The organism is Lactobacillus sp. wkB8 (genome assembly GCF_000761135.1).
Lineage (GTDB): Bacteria > Bacillota > Bacilli > Lactobacillales > Lactobacillaceae > Lactobacillus > Lactobacillus helsingborgensis.
This window is the reverse complement of the sequence record NZ_CP009531.1, coordinates 1,364,106-1,379,643: the sequence shown is the minus strand read 5'-3', so window position 1 is coordinate 1,379,643 and position 15,538 is coordinate 1,364,106. Positions and strand designations below refer to the sequence as shown.

Sequence of the window (15,538 nt, the reverse complement as noted above, 5' to 3'; positions counted from 1 at the left end):
TAGATAAAAAAGCACTGAGAAAACTTTCTCAGTGCTTTTTAATTAATTTTCAGCGGTAATTAATTTATTTAAAAGCCAAAGCACCCATTGGGTCCCATGGTAATAATTGGATCGGGTCCTTAGCTCCTTCATCAAAGGCTGTTCTTAAATCATCAGGTAAGAATTTCTTGTTGATAACTGCTTGGTAAACAAATTGGTCAAACCAGGAGTCACTCATTACAAAGTAGCCCTTAAAGCCAGGCTTTTCTCCCCATGAATTTTCTATCTTCCACTTAGTTGGCTTGTCATCTACTAAGTCAACACCGGTAATAACCATAGCATGATCCATCATGCTTTCGCTAGAATCAAGTTTATCACCCTTAGACATTGAAAAATCAACGTCAAATAACTCGTCACGCTTGTAAATATTGGTATCAAGTAAGCCGAGCTGTCTTTCTGAATCTTTACCAACATTTGAACCAAACCAAACAACTTCTCCCGCTTTAAGTTGTTTAATGATTAAATCTTTCATTTCTGAAATTTTGACATTAAGGTGACGAACTTGGCGACCGCCAACAACGTTACCTAAATATTCAACTGAAAATACCTTGTGGTATGGCTTATCATCTGTAGGTGAATTAATAATTGAAACATGGTCTTCTAAGTTCATGCCTACGAATTTGTCAAAGAATTCTTTAGGAGTAATACCAGCTTCACGGTGATAATTACCATCATCATCTTTGTATTCAAAGTCAAACTTCTTTGGTGGCACGCCTAATGAGATTGCCAAAATTCTGAAGACATCATTTAAAAATTCAGCTTTACGTTGTTCAACTTCATCTTCTGTTTTACCAGCATTAACTAAAGCACGTAGTTCCAAACCGTCTTTACGTAAAAGAGTATTCAGAGTATCGTTTAAAGCGCCAGAACTATTTGAATTTGCAGTTTCCGGATAAACTGATTTAGGTACAATGCCGTATTTTTCAACCAAGCCACAAAGCATATCCCATTGACCACCATCTTGTTGTGGGGTAGCGAATAAGAAGCTTACTTTACGGTCACCAAGAGGTTTCTTGGCGGAAGCGATAACGTTCTCAAAGAAGAAGTTTGACTTTTCAAACTTATCCCAGAAGTTAGTGTAATTTTGGGATAATTCAAAGTCCTTAATCTTATATTCTTTTTGTAACGGGTGACGCATAGTGTTTAATGCGGAAAACATCCAGCAACGACCTGATTGTTTCTGGTCTGCCGGCTTGCCCGTGTTAATTTCAACAGAAAAAGTTGGAGTCAAATCAATTTTTGATTGTAAATTCTGGCTGGCCTTGAAAATGCCATTTTCTTGCGCAGCGTGGCTGGCAATGTTAATCCCAGCATGATTTGCTAAGTCTTTAGTAAAATTATCAATGGCTGCATTTGTGATTTCTTTTGTCATGTAAATAAGTCCTCCTTAAACAAATTAATATTATTTTAACTTATATATTTAAAGTAGTCTATCCTTGAAAATTTAATTATCGTTAAAAAAATATTTGTTTCTAAGCTTCTAATTTCATTAAACTAGTTTCTAAATAGATTTGTTTTCAGAATTTGGACGATGATACCAAATGCCAGCAAATTCAGGATGTTCATCAAAATAATTGATAACTACTGGATCAAGTGGCCACACAGGAAGTTGCGATTTTTGAGCAATATTCATTACTGTTTGCATTTGATCGTGTAAAATCTTTTTACTATCTTTATTGGGATTAATAAAAAGGTGATTCATGATCCAGACAGTAGCATCTTTACGCTCAATTTTATCCATCGTCCAATGACAGATCATTTCTCCCTGATCATCGTCTTCTCGAAAACACTGGTGGGGGTCATCTATGTTAAACATTTAATCTCCCTTCAAAAAAATGGAATAATTTTTACGTAACTAATTATATTAGATTTAAAATATAATCCGCAAATTAATGTAAAATAGTGTTTGAAGATTTTTAAAGGAGACAGCATGAATAAAATAAGGGGCTTTGAGGTAGTATCTAAATACCACAATAAAAATATTACTTTGCCAAGAAGGCAGACTATTGCCAGTGCTGGTTATGATTTAGAGGCGGCTAAAGATGTTTTGCTTCCCAGTATTTGGCGGCTTAACTTTGTGCGTATTTTTCGTCTAATCAGAAATGGTCACCAGTTATACGAACAAGACTATGAAATGGCAGAGCACGTTCTCAAGCCATTTCTAATTCCAACTGGTGTAAAAGCATACATGCCGGAAGACGAAGTATTATTACTAGCAAATCGTTCTTCTAACACTTTTAAAAGAAATCTGGCACTACCAAACGGAATAGGAGTCATTGACTCAGATTATTATAATAATGATCAAAATGAAGGAGAAATTTTTGTTCAATTAATTAATTATGGAGTTAGACCTATTCAAATTCGCAAGGGTGAACGAATAGGACAAGGAATTTTCGTTCATTATCTAAAGTCAGATAATGATCTTCCTATTAATAGACAAAGAATAAATGGTTTTGGCTCAACAAATAAGAAGGGAAGCTAAATGGCAAAACTGAAAACAAAATATAAATGCCGTTCTTGTGGTTATATCTCTGCCAGCTATTTAGGACGCTGTCCTAATTGTGGTGCTTGGAATCAGTTTGAAAAAGAAACTGAAGCAGTGCAAAACCGTTCAACTAAAGGCAGTCCCAGCAGGCTCATCAAGAAAACCGGAATTAGCGAACCGGTTAAATTGGGGAATGTGAAGGCTGAAAAAGAAGAGCGCATCAAAACAAGTATGGCGGAGCTGAACAGGGTTTTAGGCGGCGGTATTGTTCCCGGTTCACTGGTTTTAATCGGTGGTGACCCTGGAATCGGTAAGTCAACTTTAATGTTACAAATCATGAGCGAATTGGCTGATCAATATAAAGTGCTGTATGTTTCAGGGGAAGAATCTGCTAATCAAATCAAGCTCCGTGCAGATCGCTTAGGTCTTCCTGCTAATGACATGATGCTTTATCCAGAAACAGATATGGAAGATATTCGTCAGCAAATTGCTGATTTAGAGCCCGATTTTGTCGTGATTGACTCCATTCAGACCATGAATGAACCCAGTCTTGACTCGATGACCGGTTCGGCGTCACAAGTAAGGGAAGTCACAAGCGAATTGATGAAAATCGCTAAAATGGATGCGATTACCGTTTTTGTTATTGGTCACGTGACAAAAGAAGGTGCGATTGCAGGTCCTAAAATTCTGGAGCACATGGTAGATACAGTCCTTTATTTTGAAGGTGATGAACATCATGCCTACCGTATTTTACATTCTGTTAAAAATCGGTTTGGTGCTGCAAATGAAATCGGCATGTTTGAAATGGTTAACAAAGGTTTGCAAGAAGTAACTAACCCTTCAGCCGTATTCTTAGATGAACGGTTGCCCCAATCTACCGGTTCGGCGATAGTCGTATCGCTTGAAGGAACAAGGCCAATTTTGGCGGAAATTCAGGCATTAGTGACACCGACTGCTTTTGGTTATGCAAAAAGAACCACTTCGGGGATTGACTACAATAGAGCTGGACTATTGCTAGCTGTCTTGGAAAAAAGAGGCAACTTGATGCTGCAAAATCAAGACGTTTATCTAACTGCCACTGGAGGAATTCGTTTGAACGAACCGGCAGTTGATTTGGCAGTTGTCATGGCAATTGCCTCAAGTTATAAAAATCAGGAAATTTTGCCTACAGACTGTTTTGTGGGCGAAGTCGGCTTAACTGGTGAGGTGCGCAGAGTCAATCAAATAGATGCGCGTATTAAAGAAGCTGTTAAGACTGGTTTCAAACGTATTTTTATTCCCAAACATAATATGCGTGCTAGTCTTAAAAACTCGGGAATTGAAGTGATTCCAGTAGCAAGTATTCCGCAGGCCTTAAAAGTGGTTTTAGGGTAACGAATATTGAACTTTTTTGCTATTACGCGTAAACTTAAATTGTTTATATTTACTTTTTGAAAGAGGCATGAATTTTGGCTAAACAAAAAATTCGAGTAAGGTATGCCCCAAGTCCAACAGGGCACTTACACATTGGTAATGCACGGACGGCGCTATTTAATTTCTTATTTGCGCGTCATAATAAGGGGACTTTTGTTTTAAGAATTGAAGATACTGACCAGAAACGTAATGTTGCAGGTGGCTCAAAGTCACAAATGGAAAACTTACATTGGTTGGGAATTGATTGGGACGAAGGACCTGATAAAGGCGGAGACTATGGTCCGTATCGTCAATCTGAAAGAAAAGATATATACAACAAGTATATTAAGCAGCTAATTGATGAGGGTAAAGCCTACTATTCATATAAAACTGAGGAAGAACTAGAAGAACAGCGTGAAGAACAACGTGCGATGGGAATCGCACCGCACTATACTTATGAATATGAAGGTATGACTGCTGCTGAAATTGAGCAAAAGCAAGAAGAAGCAAAAGCGAAGGGCTTAAAACCGGTTGTTCGTATCCATATTCCAGAAATGGAAACATATTCCTGGGATGATATTGTTAAAGGACATCTTAGTTTTGAATCCGACACTATCGGTGGCGATTTTGTCATTCAAAAACGGGATGGCATGCCAACTTATAATTTTGCTGTTGTAATTGATGATCACCTTATGGAAATTACCCATGTTTTGCGGGGGGATGATCACGTTTCAAATACGCCCAAACAATTAGCAGTTTATGAAGCTTTGGGCTGGCAGCCACCCAAATTTGGTCACATGACTTTGATTATTAATGCTGAAACTGGTAAGAAACTTTCTAAGCGTGATGAATCTGTTTTACAGTTTATCGAGCAATACAGAGACCTTGGCTATCTGCCTGATGCAATGTTTAATTTTATTACGTTACTTGGCTGGTCACCGGTAGGTGAAAACGAAATTTTTAGCCAGAGAGAATTGATCAAGCAATTCGATCCTTCACGTCTGTCAAATTCACCAGCAGCTTTTGACCAGAAGAAGTTGGAGTGGATTAATAACCAGTATATTAAAAAGGCTGATCGTGATACGCTCTTAGATTTGGCACTTAATAACTTGCAGGAAGCAGGTTTGGTTGAAAACGATCCGACCCCTGAAAAGATGGAATGGGTTAGACAATTAGTGAATATTTATTCTGTGCAGATGTCTTACACAAAGCAAATTGTTGACCTGGCTAAAATATTTTTCGCTGCGCCTAAAGATTTAAGTGACAAGGAAATTGAAGAAATTCGTAACGATGATGCCAGACCGGTAATTGAAGAATTTAAAAAGCAAGTTAATTTAATCCCCCGGTTTACGGCTCCGCAAATTATGAACGCTGTTCAAGCAACTCGTCAGGAAACGGGAATTAAGGGTAGACGTTTGTTTATGCCAATCAGAATTGCTACGACCAGGTCAATGGTTGGTCCCGGAATTGGAGAAGCAATGGAACTTTTAGGCAAAAAGCGGGTACTGGAACATTTGGAATTGACTCTTAAGCAAATGAGCGCAAACGGCTTATAGAAAAAAACAACGTGTTATTCAATTAATTGGATAATGCGTTTTTATTTTAAATTGAATCATGAACTCGCTTAAAATGATCAGAACAGATTATTTATATACTAGAATCTGTTCTTGTTTCTGTTAGAATGAAGATAAAAATATTTTGAGAAAGGCAAGCTAGCCGCAGTGAAAATATACAATACTTTAACCAAAACTAAGGAAGAATTTAAGCCGATAACGCCTGGTAACATTACTATGTATGTCTGTGGTCCTACTGTATATAACTACATTCATATCGGTAATGCCAGAAGTGTTATTGCATTTGATACAATAAGGCGCTATTTGGAGTTTAAAGGCTTTAAGGTCAACTATGTGTCTAATTTTACTGACGTTGATGACAAAATGATTGCTGAGGCAAAGGCGGAAAACGTAACTGTCCCAGATTTAGCTGAACGCTATATTAAGGCTTATTGTGAAGATATTGAAGCATTAAATGTTGAACAGGCAACTACAAATCCCCGCGCTACTCATGAAATTAGTGCAATTATTAAGTTTATCCAAAAACTAATTGCTAAGGGTTATGCTTATGAATCAGACGGTGACGTTTATTATCATACTAAAAAGTTTAAAAATTACGGTCAGCTCAGCAGTCAAAATGTGGCAGAACTTGAGGAGGGCGCTTCTGAGCATATAAATGTTGAGGAGCAAAAGCGCAAAGAAGATCCCATAGATTTTGCATTATGGAAAAGACAAAAGGAGCCAGATGAAATTGCGTGGGATTCACCTTGGGGAAAAGGCCGCCCGGGTTGGCATATTGAATGTTCAGTTATGGCAACAAAATATTTAGGAGATACAATTGATATTCATGGTGGTGGACAAGATCTAGAATTTCCTCATCATGAAAATGAAATTGCCCAAAGTGAAGCTGCAACTGGGAAAAAGTTCGTTCATTATTGGATGCACAATGGATTTGTAACCGTGGGCACAAGTCAAGAGAAAATGTCTAAGTCCTTACATAATTTTGTAACCGTCCATGATCTACTACAAAAAATTGACCCGCAGGTTTTGCGTTTCTTTATGGCGAGTGTGCAGTACAGAAGGCAAATTAATTATTCTTCTGATAATTTGAAGCAGGCGCAGGTCATTTTGCAAAGGTTCAAAAATACTCTGATTAATGTTGCTTATAGACTAAAAGATAATTCCAAAAGTCAGACCTCAATAGATTTAATTGCCGCAATTAAGGAAACTGAACAAAAATTTATCAGTGCTATGGACGATGATTTTAATGTACAAAATGCGCTGAGTGCAATCTATGATTTACTGCCAAAAATCAATGACAATGTTAATGCTAAAAATTCTGATAAAAACGCTCTTAAACAAGTTCAAAAAAATTTAACCAAATGGCTGGCAATTTTTGGAATAGATACTGAAAAGTTAACTATTTCTGATAAACAAAATGATGATAGTCAAGTTGAAAAATTAATTCAAGAGCGAGAAGAAGCACGTAAAAATAAAGATTGGGCAAAAAGTGATGCCTTAAGAGATGAACTAAAGCAAATGGGCGTCATTGTTGAAGATACACCGCAAGGAACAAGGTGGCTACGTGAATAAAGTTGAATTTAAGTGTGAGATTAATTTGGTATTAAATTCGTTTATCTTGAAAAAGTGTACATAATAATGTACACTTTTTTATAATTGAAAGCGATGTGAGATACATGGAAACATTAAATCAAACTTATTTTAGAAATAATATTAAATCTTGCTTAGATCGTGTTAATGATAATGACGATACAATTTACATTACTCGACCAAAAAATCGTGCAGTTGCTGTTATCTCTACTAAAAAGTTAGAGAAATATGAATATTTAGAGTTGTTTGCCAAGACAAAAGAAGGAACTACAGATCACGCTTTAGCTAGGGAAAAGTTAATCGAATTAGGCGTATTGGATGACAACGATCCTGTAATAGATAAAGATAACTGGACAGAATTTTGGCAACAATTTAAGAAATGAAAAGATTAAGATTTATTCCAAGAAAAGATTTTCAAAAAGATTTAAAAGAACTAGCACACATTGATAAAACTATAATTGATGATGTAATGACTGATATTGATTTACTTTGCGAAAATTATCAACTGCCAGCTGAATTTAGTGATCATGCTTTAACAGGTCGTTTAGAGGGGGTTATCGTGATTTTCATGTTCGAACTCCTGAAAAAGGAAAATTACCTGCTGAAAGTAATGATGTTGTTGTAATATATAGAATTGTAGAAAATGAGTTAATTGTTATTGGTCTAAGAGTAGGCAGTCATTCAAAACTATTTGGTGGTCTTAACAGTTCAATCAAATATAAAAAGCAATAAATTTAGAGGCTAATTTGAAAACTAGCAAAGTATCAAGAATTATCTGAGCAAGAAGCAAGGTGGCTACGTGAATAAAACTGACAAAATGATAGAAAAAGAGGTTAATCCGGATACACTGAACGGGCAAACTTTAGCTTATCTGGGAGATGCGGTATACGAAATCTTTATTAGACGGCATTTAATTAAATGCGGAGTTGTTAAACCACAAGTTTTACAAAGAAGGGCGACTCACTATGTATCTGCTAAAGCTCAGGCTGCGTTAATTACCAAATTACAAGAAGATGATTTGCTAACAGAAGATGAAGTAGCCACTTTTCATCGCGGTCGTAATTCGAAAACCTATACTAAGGCTAAAAACACAAGTTTAGCCACTTATAAATTATCTACTGGATTTGAAGCAGTCTGGGGTTACTTGGAGCTTTTAAATAAAAAAGAGCGTATTCGGGAATTAACCGCTTGGTGCATTAAAAATGTTGAGAATGGGAGCATAGAAAAATATGACTTCAAGTGATAAAGATTTTGTTTATGGTCGACACGCTGGCTTAGATTATTTGCAAACGCAGGATGCTGACCATATTAATAAAATATTTCTGCAGCAGGGAATCAAAGAAAATTTTGCTAATGAAGTATTTGCTTTAGCTAAGGAAAAGGGTTTAGTCGTTCAAACTGTACCCAAAAATAAGTTGGATAGATTGGTGCAGGGTGAGAATCATCAAGGTTTGGTATTGACAGTTGCCAGCTTTGAATATGCTGACCTGAACCAATTGTTAGCAGAATTTGAACACACAAAAAAGGATCCTTTCTTGTTAATGCTTGATTCGATCGAAGACCCACATAATTTAGGTTCTATTTTAAGAACAGCTGATGCTACGGGTGTAGATGCGGTTATTATTCCTAAAAGGCGGGCGACCGGTTTAACGTCAGTCGTAGCCAAAACTTCTACTGGAGCTATTGATTACGTGCCGGTTGCCAGAGTAAATAATTTGGTGCAAACGGCAAAATTATTAAAAAAACAGGGATACTGGCTATTTGGCACCGATATGAACGGAACAGATTACCGTCAATGGAACAGTAATGGCAAGACAGTTCTAGTTATTGGTAATGAAGGTAAAGGAATTTCTCGGCTTTTAAAAGAGCAAATGGATCAAACAATAACTTTACCCATGGTCGGTCACGTGCAATCTTTGAATGCGAGTGTGGCTACCGGTATTTTACTCTACCAAATGCTTAATAATCGGAACCCACTAAAATAAATAGCGAAAATCATTCTGAAGTTTTCAGGATGATTTTTTTGTTTGAAATAGTAAAATATCATCTTTTTAATTTAATGTGTTTTTAACAAAAATAAATCTTTGTTTTTTAGCCGATTTACATTAAAAATTGGCTGCAAAGAAAGAACTAAGGTTCGATATTTGAGCGTTTTCAAGTTCTGTATCCTTCATTCATCTATAAAAATAGGAGTAGTTAAGATGAAGAGTATAAAGAAAGCAAGTAAAAATGAAACAGAACTGATAATGCAAATTAAAAATGGTGAAGAAGAAGCGTTAATTGATCTTTGCTACTTGTATAAGCCATTAATTAATAAAGTTAAAAGCATGTATCATGTACGTTATTATGACAGTCAAGACTGGGATCAAGATGCCCTGATTATTTGTCATGATTCAGCGAAAAAATTTGATCTCAAAAAGGGTAAATTTAGCAGTTACTATAAAACTAGGTTAACTAATCATGCCAAGTCACTAATTAGATATGATAATGCATACCGCAGGCAAGCTTTGAAGCAATCTATTTCACTAGAAACTGCAAGAAAAAACAATCTATCGCCAATGAAAAAAGATTTTACATCCATACCTGAGGTACCTCTAAGTGAAAATATAGCAATTTTAACTGCACACTTATCAAATTTAGAGATTAATGCTCTTTTAGTCGAATTAGGGCTAAAAAATCAGGATGAAATATTGCGCAGATTAAATATCAGCAAGTTAACTCTGTCAAGAGCTCATTCAAGACTTGCTCAAAAAATGCGTAAGACCTTACTCAGTTAGTTTTTTATAGTTCTCACATAAAAAATGGGGTATAATTGTTATTGTAGAATAAATTTTAGGAGGTAGTTAAGATGGCTGATGAAGTTATGAAGACTGCATTGTTAGATCGTCACATGAAAGAAGTTTTCGACTGGAGTGATTCAGATCTTCCAGTAAGAGATGCCCTTTGGGATTATTTTATGGAAAAGAATGGTAGAGATACCATTAAGACGGAGGAAGCTATGCTTCCATTCCTGAAAGACTCTGACGATAAAATCGAATCCTTCGTTAATGAAAATCTTAAGAAGTAAATCCGACTAATACAATGTTCTACGCACTGTGGTCACGCATTTGTTTGACCACTAAAGCAGCTGCTCGAATCAAAAGGGTGGCTGTTTTTGTTAATAAAAAATTTTATGGGAAGATACACTTGATTAATTAATACAGTAATTGTTAAATTAATTGCTTATACCTGATATTTTTGCTAAAATACAATAGTTTGGAAGTGAGATTATGGCAGTGAAAAAAGCATCATTAGCCTGCAGTATCTGCGGCTCGCGCAATTACTCTATCACCGCAAGTAAAAATCGCACTCAGCGTCTAGAATTAAACAAATTTTGTAAACATTGCGGTAAGATGACTTTGCATAAGGAAACGAGGTAGATTATGGTTAAGTTTTTTAAAAGTGTAGTTGAAGAAATGCGGTTAGTCACATGGCCAACTGCAAAACAAAACCGTCACGACACAGCAATCGTAATTGTTTCCTCAATTCTGTTTGCTGCTTACTTAGGTTTGCTTGATTTATTGTTCACCAATATTACACAAATTGTTATGTAATAGCACAGTTATATTGTTTGTGGTACAATTAATTTGATTATAAAAGTCCTCTGACGCAAGAGGCTTTTTTGTTTGCCAAAAATAAAAGGAGAAATTGTAATAATGGTAGAAACTACTAAGAAGCAATGGTACGTGCTTCACACATATTCTGGCTATGAAGATAAGGTTAAATCTGACCTTTTATCTCGTGCACAAAGTATGGGTATGCAAGATTATATTTTTCGTGTTATGGTGCCGGAACAGGAAAAAATTGAAAAAGTAAACAATAAGAAAAAAGAAGTTGAAGAAAAAATTTTCCCTGGCTATGTTTTGGTTGAAATGGTGATGACTGATGAAAGTTGGTTTGTCGTGCGTAATACACCAAATGTAACTGGCTTTGTCGGTTCACACGGTGGTGGCTCAAAACCATCGCCACTGTTAGAAGAAGAAGTAAACAGGCTTTTACGTCAACAAGGAGAGCCTGCTAAAAGACCACAAATTGATTTTGAAGTTGGGGAAACCGTTACTATCATCGATGGCGCGTTTAACGGCGTTGAAGGAAAAATTACTGAAATTCAACCAGATAAGTACAAATTATTTGTTTCCGTTGATATGTTCGGTCGCGCTACTACAACTGAACTAGATTACGATCAAGTAAAGAAAATCAGCTAGTAATAAGTCATTTATTGCAAAATTACTAAAACGATGATAATATATTAAAGTACTTTTATTATTGTGGGAGGAAGAGTAGGTAACTCTTCCATTTTAACCACGCACGGAATCAAGGAGGTTTTGACCGTGGCAAAGAAAGTTATAAATGTTGTTAAATTACAAATACCAGCTGGAGCTGCAACACCCGCTCCACCAGTTGGTCCAGCTTTAGGTCAAGCTGGTATTAACATTGTTGGTTTTACTAAGGACTTCAATGCTAGAACAGCTGACCAAAAAGGCATGATTATTCCTGTAGTCATTACAGTATACGAAGATCGTTCATTTGAATTCGTTACTAAGACTCCACCAGCTCCAGTTCTTTTGAAACAAGCTGCTAAGATTGACAAGGCATCCGGTGAACCAAATACTAAGAAAGTTGGTAAGGTTACCAAGGATCAAGTTAAGGAAATCGCTGAAACTAAGATGAAGGACCTTAATGCTGCTGATGTCGAAGCTGCTATGCGGATGATCGAAGGCACTGCTAGAAGCATGGGTATCGAAGTCGAAGACTAATCCTGTTATTTATAACAATTTAGGTGGGAGAGCTTAAGCTCGTTTGACCACATATTAAGGAGGAAATCACATGCCAAAGCATGGTAAAAAATATTTAGAAGCTGCTAAAAAAGTAGATTCAAAGAAATTATATTCAGTTGCTGAAGCAATTAAGTTAGTTAAAGAAACTTCATACGCAGGCTTTGATGCATCAGTTGAAGTTTCATACAATTTGAGTGTTGACCCTAAACAAGCTGACCAACAAATTCGTGGATCACTTGTTTTACCAAATGGTACCGGTAAAACCCAAAAGGTGATTGTTTTTGCTGATGGTCCACAAGCTGAACAAGCTAAAGCTGCCGGCGCTGATGAAGTTGGTTCTGACGACTTAGTTGAAAAAGTACAAAACGGTTACTTGGACTTTGACGTAGTTGTTGCTACGCCAACTATGATGGCTAAAGTAGGACGTTTGGGCCGTATCTTGGGACCTAAAGGCTTAATGCCAAACCCTAAGACTGGTACCGTTACAATGGATATTGAAAAAGCCGTTAAGAACGTTAAAGCTGGTCAAGTTGAATACCGTGTTGACCGTCAAGCTGCTATTCATGCTGCTATTGGTAAAGTTTCATTTACTGATGAGCAATTAATTGAAAACTTTGATGCATTGCGTGACGTGATTTTGCGTGCGCGTCCATCTGCTGCTAAAGGTCAATACATTAAGAGTGTAGCTGTAGCTGCAACTTTTGGCCCTGGAATTAAGCTTGATCCATTAAACTTGGACTAAAAATGAATAAGTGTTAAAAGCAACTTCGCCTGCTTGGGCAAGTTGCTTTTTTATCTATAATTTAAGTAATTATGATTGGTCAATAGTAAAAGATTTGATAAACTAGAGCTGAATTTTATTTGACTGAGGGAGTTATTATGAAAAAAAGTAATTTTGGCAAACTGCTGGTACTATCTTTATTTGTGCCACTTTTTTTGGTAGGCTGCAGTCAAAGCCGAGAAAAAATTACTATTGTCGGCTCTAGTGCCCTACAACCGTTAGTTGAGCAGGCCGGCAACGATTACCGTTTGGCGCATATGAGTAGCAACATTGTTGTTCAAGGCGGTGGATCAGGTACAGGTCTGAGTCAAGTCCAGGCAGGAGCAGTTGAAGTAGGGACATCAGATGTTTTTGCTGAAACACAAAAAGGTATTGATGCCAAAAAATTAGAGGACTATCCTGTTGCGGTAGTAGGTATCGTTCCTATTGCCAACAAAGGCGTTGGCGTTAAAAATCTATCTGTTAAACAACTTTCTGCGATTTTTACCGGTAAAATTAAAAATTGGCGTGAAGTCGGTGGTAAAAATCAGCCCATTATAGTGATTAACCGATCACGTGGTAGCGGTACGCGCTCTACTTTTGAGGATTTGATTTTAAACGGCAAAGATGCTGTTAATTCACAAGAACAAGATTCTAATGGGACGGTTAAGAAGATAGTTAACTCAACCCCAGGAACAATTTCTTATATTTCTTTTCCGTATGCTAATGATCAGAATATTCAAAAAATTAGTATTGATCATGTCAAGCCCGATAATAAAAATATTCCTACCAATAAATGGCTTTTATGGTCATACGAGCATATGTACACCAAGGGCAAGCCTAATAAGGCAACAGCCGCTTTTATCAAGTATGTATTAGGTAAAAAGGTGCAAACAGAGTTAGTACCTAAAATTGGCTATATTAGTATTCACGAAATGAAAGTTTCACGCGATAGTCAAAATAAAGTTACAAAGATAGGTAAATAAAATGGCAGAAAAAGAACAAGACTTACAACAAGTTGTTGAAGATGCGCTTGCCGAACAAAAAGTCCCACACGTTAAATTTAAAGGCATAGATCCTAAAGATATTGATATTGCCCGTTTAACAAAACCTTCTAAAGAAACAAGACAAGAATGGTGGGGTAAAGGACTAACATTCTTGGCAATTATTTTAATAGGGATATTAATTGTGGCAATTATCGGCTTTGTCGGGATGCATGGCTTGGCTACTTTTATTGACGATAAGGTTAATATTTTCCATTTCCTTTTTTCAACAGATTGGAATCCCGGGGCTGGCAAAAATCACGTTGGTGCGGCAGCAATGATTGTCACTTCATTTGCCGTAACGCTGCTGGCAGCATTAATTGCAACGCCATTTTCGATTGCCGTGGCACTATTTATGACAGAATATGAATCTGGTAAAAGAGTACAACTATTGCAATCGGTAATGGAACTTTTAGTCGGAATTCCGTCTGTAGTTTACGGCTTTCTGGGCTTAATGGTTGTAGTTCCCGCTGTTAGAACTATTTTTGGTGGCACTGGTTTTGGAATTTTAACGGCAACCTTAATCCTATTTGTAATGGTTTTGCCGACAATCACCTCTTTAACTGTTGACGCCTTTAAAGCTATTCCCAAGGAATTACGCAAATCATCAGCGGCTTTGGGCGCAACCAAATGGCAAACTATTTATCACGTTGTTTTAAGAGCAGCTCGATCACGGATTATGACCGCCATAATATTTGGCATGGCTCGTGCGTTTGGTGAAGCTTTAGCTGTCCAAATGGCAATCGGTAACGCTGTATTGATGCCATACAATTTGGTAAGTCCAGCAGCAACTTTGACTAGTCAGTTAACTAGTCAAATGGGTAACACCGTCATGGGAACTTTGCCTAATAATGCATTATGGTCCTTGGCACTTTTGCTTTTAATAATGTCGTTAGTGTTCAATTTCCTAGTACATTTAATTGGAAAGAAGAGTAAGTAATAAGATGAACGCAAAAAGAGTTAATCGCATTGCTACTGGCGTAATTTATTTTTTAGTGGGAATAGTAGTCTTGTTACTGGTTGGAATTATTGGTAACATTTTAGTCTCAGGAGTACCGCACTTATCTTGGCATTTTCTAAGTTCGGCTTCATCTTCGTTTGAAGCTGGCGGTGGAATCAGAGATCAATTGTTCAACTCACTTTATCTATTGCTGCTTACCCTAATCATTTCTCTGCCAATTGCACTGGGTGCCGCTATTTACTTAGCTGAATATGCGCCAGATAATTGGTTTACACAGTTAATTAGAACTACTATTGAAATCTTAAGTTCTTTACCATCTATAGTTGTGGGTTTATTTGGTTATCTTTTATTCGTGGTTCAATTTGGTTTAGGCTTTTCTATTCTTGCCGGAGCTTTGGCTCTAACTTTTTTTAATTTGCCGACTCTAACTAGCAACATCGAAGAAGCTATTAAGGGAGTGCCACAAACTCAGCGCGAAGCTGGTTGGGCTTTGGGATTGTCAAATTGGAAAACAATTCATGGTATCGTTTTGCCAGCTGCGCTCCCCGGAATCATTACCGGTGTGATTTTAAGTGCCGGGCGTGTTTTCGGTGAAGCTGCTGCCTTGATTTATACAGCGGGACAAAGTGGTTCTACGGTTGATTATTCTAACTGGAATATGTTCAGCCCTACTAGTTTTTTAAATATTATGCGACCAGCTGAAACTTTGGCCGTGCATATTTGGAAAGTAAATACTGAAGGGATTATTCCAGATGTTAACGTAGTTTCTGCTGCTACATCAGCTTTGTTAATCATTGTTGTCATAATTTTCAATTTTGGTGCACGTGCACTTGGCAACTGGATTTATAAACGGCTTACGGCCGCAAAAATTAAGTAA

21 protein-coding genes are annotated in these 15,538 nt (G+C 36.9%); 19 read left to right on the top strand and 2 right to left on the bottom strand.

The genetic code is table 11. From position 1 onward, the window contains the following. Nucleotides 1-64: 64 nt before the first annotated feature. Both pepC and LACWKB8_RS06500 read right to left on the bottom strand, forming a co-directional pair. Nucleotides 65-1,411, bottom strand: a complete 1,347-nt coding sequence (gene pepC, locus LACWKB8_RS06505; protein WP_038523607.1) for an aminopeptidase C — start codon at nucleotides 1,409-1,411, stop codon at nucleotides 65-67. A 129-nt stretch (nucleotides 1,412-1,540) separates the two neighbouring features. Beyond that, nucleotides 1,541-1,855, bottom strand: coding sequence for a hypothetical protein (locus tag LACWKB8_RS06500; protein WP_038523604.1), 315 nt, complete (start codon nucleotides 1,853-1,855; stop codon nucleotides 1,541-1,543). 114 nt (nucleotides 1,856-1,969) lie between these two features. Here LACWKB8_RS06500 and LACWKB8_RS06495 point away from each other — a divergent pair, with 114 nt between their 5' ends. The 19 genes from LACWKB8_RS06495 to pstA all read left to right on the top strand — a co-directional run bounded on the left by LACWKB8_RS06495 (nucleotide 1,970) and on the right by pstA (nucleotide 15,538). Beyond that, nucleotides 1,970-2,521: a dUTP diphosphatase gene (locus tag LACWKB8_RS06495; RefSeq protein WP_038523602.1), complete on the top strand. Its 552-nt coding sequence runs from the start codon at nucleotides 1,970-1,972 to the stop codon at nucleotides 2,519-2,521. Then, nucleotides 2,522-3,898: a DNA repair protein RadA gene (radA, locus tag LACWKB8_RS06490; RefSeq protein WP_038523600.1), complete on the top strand. Its 1,377-nt coding sequence runs from the start codon at nucleotides 2,522-2,524 to the stop codon at nucleotides 3,896-3,898. A 74-nt stretch (nucleotides 3,899-3,972) separates the two neighbouring features. Further along, nucleotides 3,973-5,472, top strand: coding sequence for a glutamate--tRNA ligase (gene gltX / locus LACWKB8_RS06485; protein WP_038523597.1), 1,500 nt, complete (start codon nucleotides 3,973-3,975; stop codon nucleotides 5,470-5,472). A gap of 165 nt (nucleotides 5,473-5,637) precedes the next feature. Next, nucleotides 5,638-7,062: a cysteine--tRNA ligase gene (cysS, locus tag LACWKB8_RS06480; protein ID WP_038523594.1), complete on the top strand. Its 1,425-nt coding sequence runs from the start codon at nucleotides 5,638-5,640 to the stop codon at nucleotides 7,060-7,062. A gap of 104 nt (nucleotides 7,063-7,166) precedes the next feature. Further along, on the top strand, nucleotides 7,167-7,463 hold the full coding sequence (locus LACWKB8_RS06475) for a type II toxin-antitoxin system Phd/YefM family antitoxin (protein ID WP_038523591.1): 297 nt from the start codon (nucleotides 7,167-7,169) through the stop codon (nucleotides 7,461-7,463). Beyond that, nucleotides 7,460-7,705 carry a type II toxin-antitoxin system mRNA interferase toxin, RelE/StbE family gene (locus LACWKB8_RS06470; RefSeq protein WP_371211444.1) on the top strand — a complete coding sequence of 82 codons (246 nt, stop codon included), beginning with the start codon at nucleotides 7,460-7,462 and terminating at the stop codon, nucleotides 7,703-7,705. The genes LACWKB8_RS06475 and LACWKB8_RS06470 overlap by 4 nt, the downstream gene beginning before the upstream one ends. Beyond that, the gene (locus LACWKB8_RS09405) at nucleotides 7,705-7,812 is read left to right on the top strand and encodes a hypothetical protein (RefSeq protein ID WP_371211459.1); all 108 of its coding nucleotides are present in this window, start codon (nucleotides 7,705-7,707) and stop codon (nucleotides 7,810-7,812) included. The genes LACWKB8_RS06470 and LACWKB8_RS09405 overlap by 1 nt, the downstream gene beginning before the upstream one ends. Before the next feature lie 67 nt (nucleotides 7,813-7,879). Continuing rightward, on the top strand, nucleotides 7,880-8,323 hold the full coding sequence (locus LACWKB8_RS06465; RefSeq protein ID WP_038523590.1) for a Mini-ribonuclease 3: 444 nt from the start codon (nucleotides 7,880-7,882) through the stop codon (nucleotides 8,321-8,323). Next, a complete protein-coding gene (gene rlmB / locus LACWKB8_RS06460) occupies nucleotides 8,310-9,065 on the top strand; it encodes a 23S rRNA (guanosine(2251)-2'-O)-methyltransferase RlmB (protein ID WP_038523587.1) in 756 nt (251 codons plus the stop codon). The genes LACWKB8_RS06465 and rlmB overlap by 14 nt, the downstream gene beginning before the upstream one ends. A 216-nt stretch (nucleotides 9,066-9,281) precedes the next feature. Then, nucleotides 9,282-9,857: a sigma-70 family RNA polymerase sigma factor gene (locus LACWKB8_RS06455; RefSeq protein WP_038523584.1), complete on the top strand. Its 576-nt coding sequence runs from the start codon at nucleotides 9,282-9,284 to the stop codon at nucleotides 9,855-9,857. Between the two features lie 71 nt (nucleotides 9,858-9,928). After that, the gene (locus tag LACWKB8_RS06450; RefSeq protein ID WP_034980340.1) at nucleotides 9,929-10,147 is read left to right on the top strand and encodes a hypothetical protein; all 219 of its coding nucleotides are present in this window, start codon (nucleotides 9,929-9,931) and stop codon (nucleotides 10,145-10,147) included. Between the two features lie 202 nt (nucleotides 10,148-10,349). After that, nucleotides 10,350-10,499 (top strand): 50S ribosomal protein L33, encoded by a 150-nt coding sequence (gene rpmG / locus LACWKB8_RS09170; protein WP_082229351.1) that lies wholly within the window; start codon nucleotides 10,350-10,352, stop codon nucleotides 10,497-10,499. A gap of 3 nt (nucleotides 10,500-10,502) precedes the next feature. Beyond that, nucleotides 10,503-10,673 (top strand): preprotein translocase subunit SecE, encoded by a 171-nt coding sequence (gene secE / locus LACWKB8_RS06445; RefSeq protein ID WP_038523581.1) that lies wholly within the window; start codon nucleotides 10,503-10,505, stop codon nucleotides 10,671-10,673. 102 nt (nucleotides 10,674-10,775) lie between these two features. Then, nucleotides 10,776-11,324: a transcription termination/antitermination protein NusG gene (gene nusG, locus LACWKB8_RS06440; protein ID WP_038523578.1), complete on the top strand. Its 549-nt coding sequence runs from the start codon at nucleotides 10,776-10,778 to the stop codon at nucleotides 11,322-11,324. 126 nt (nucleotides 11,325-11,450) lie between these two features. After that, nucleotides 11,451-11,876: a 50S ribosomal protein L11 gene (rplK, locus tag LACWKB8_RS06435; protein ID WP_034980336.1), complete on the top strand. Its 426-nt coding sequence runs from the start codon at nucleotides 11,451-11,453 to the stop codon at nucleotides 11,874-11,876. A 70-nt stretch (nucleotides 11,877-11,946) separates the two neighbouring features. Then, nucleotides 11,947-12,639, top strand: a complete 693-nt coding sequence (gene rplA, locus LACWKB8_RS06430; protein WP_038523574.1) for a 50S ribosomal protein L1 — start codon at nucleotides 11,947-11,949, stop codon at nucleotides 12,637-12,639. Between the two features lie 137 nt (nucleotides 12,640-12,776). Beyond that, nucleotides 12,777-13,643, top strand: a complete 867-nt coding sequence (locus LACWKB8_RS06425; protein WP_038523571.1) for a phosphate ABC transporter substrate-binding protein PstS family protein — start codon at nucleotides 12,777-12,779, stop codon at nucleotides 13,641-13,643. A gap of 1 nt (nucleotide 13,644) precedes the next feature. Beyond that, nucleotides 13,645-14,640, top strand: a complete 996-nt coding sequence (pstC, locus tag LACWKB8_RS06420) for a phosphate ABC transporter permease subunit PstC (RefSeq protein WP_038523569.1) — start codon at nucleotides 13,645-13,647, stop codon at nucleotides 14,638-14,640. A gap of 4 nt (nucleotides 14,641-14,644) precedes the next feature. Continuing rightward, entirely contained in the window at nucleotides 14,645-15,538 is an 894-nt protein-coding gene (gene pstA / locus LACWKB8_RS06415) for a phosphate ABC transporter permease PstA (protein ID WP_038523566.1), read from the top strand.

Coding starts and splice junctions, on each gene's coding strand:
- LACWKB8_RS06500 (WP_038523604.1), bottom strand. CDS start 1,855: ATGTTTAACATAGATGACCCCCACCAGTGTTTTCGAGAAGACGATGAT.
- LACWKB8_RS06450 (WP_034980340.1), top strand. CDS start 9,929: ATGGCTGATGAAGTTATGAAGACTGCATTGTTAGATCGTCACATGAAA.
- secE (WP_038523581.1), top strand. CDS start 10,503: ATGGTTAAGTTTTTTAAAAGTGTAGTTGAAGAAATGCGGTTAGTCACA.
- pepC (WP_038523607.1), bottom strand. CDS start 1,411: ATGACAAAAGAAATCACAAATGCAGCCATTGATAATTTTACTAAAGAC.
- nusG (WP_038523578.1), top strand. CDS start 10,776: ATGGTAGAAACTACTAAGAAGCAATGGTACGTGCTTCACACATATTCT.
- pstA (WP_038523566.1), top strand. CDS start 14,645: ATGAACGCAAAAAGAGTTAATCGCATTGCTACTGGCGTAATTTATTTT.
- rpmG (WP_082229351.1), top strand. CDS start 10,350: ATGGCAGTGAAAAAAGCATCATTAGCCTGCAGTATCTGCGGCTCGCGC.
- pstC (WP_038523569.1), top strand. CDS start 13,645: ATGGCAGAAAAAGAACAAGACTTACAACAAGTTGTTGAAGATGCGCTT.
- radA (WP_038523600.1), top strand. CDS start 2,522: ATGGCAAAACTGAAAACAAAATATAAATGCCGTTCTTGTGGTTATATC.
- rlmB (WP_038523587.1), top strand. CDS start 8,310: ATGACTTCAAGTGATAAAGATTTTGTTTATGGTCGACACGCTGGCTTA.
- LACWKB8_RS06455 (WP_038523584.1), top strand. CDS start 9,282: ATGAAGAGTATAAAGAAAGCAAGTAAAAATGAAACAGAACTGATAATG.
- LACWKB8_RS06495 (WP_038523602.1), top strand. CDS start 1,970: ATGAATAAAATAAGGGGCTTTGAGGTAGTATCTAAATACCACAATAAA.
- rplA (WP_038523574.1), top strand. CDS start 11,947: ATGCCAAAGCATGGTAAAAAATATTTAGAAGCTGCTAAAAAAGTAGAT.
- LACWKB8_RS06425 (WP_038523571.1), top strand. CDS start 12,777: ATGAAAAAAAGTAATTTTGGCAAACTGCTGGTACTATCTTTATTTGTG.
- LACWKB8_RS06470 (WP_371211444.1), top strand. CDS start 7,460: ATGAAAAGATTAAGATTTATTCCAAGAAAAGATTTTCAAAAAGATTTA.
- LACWKB8_RS06475 (WP_038523591.1), top strand. CDS start 7,167: ATGGAAACATTAAATCAAACTTATTTTAGAAATAATATTAAATCTTGC.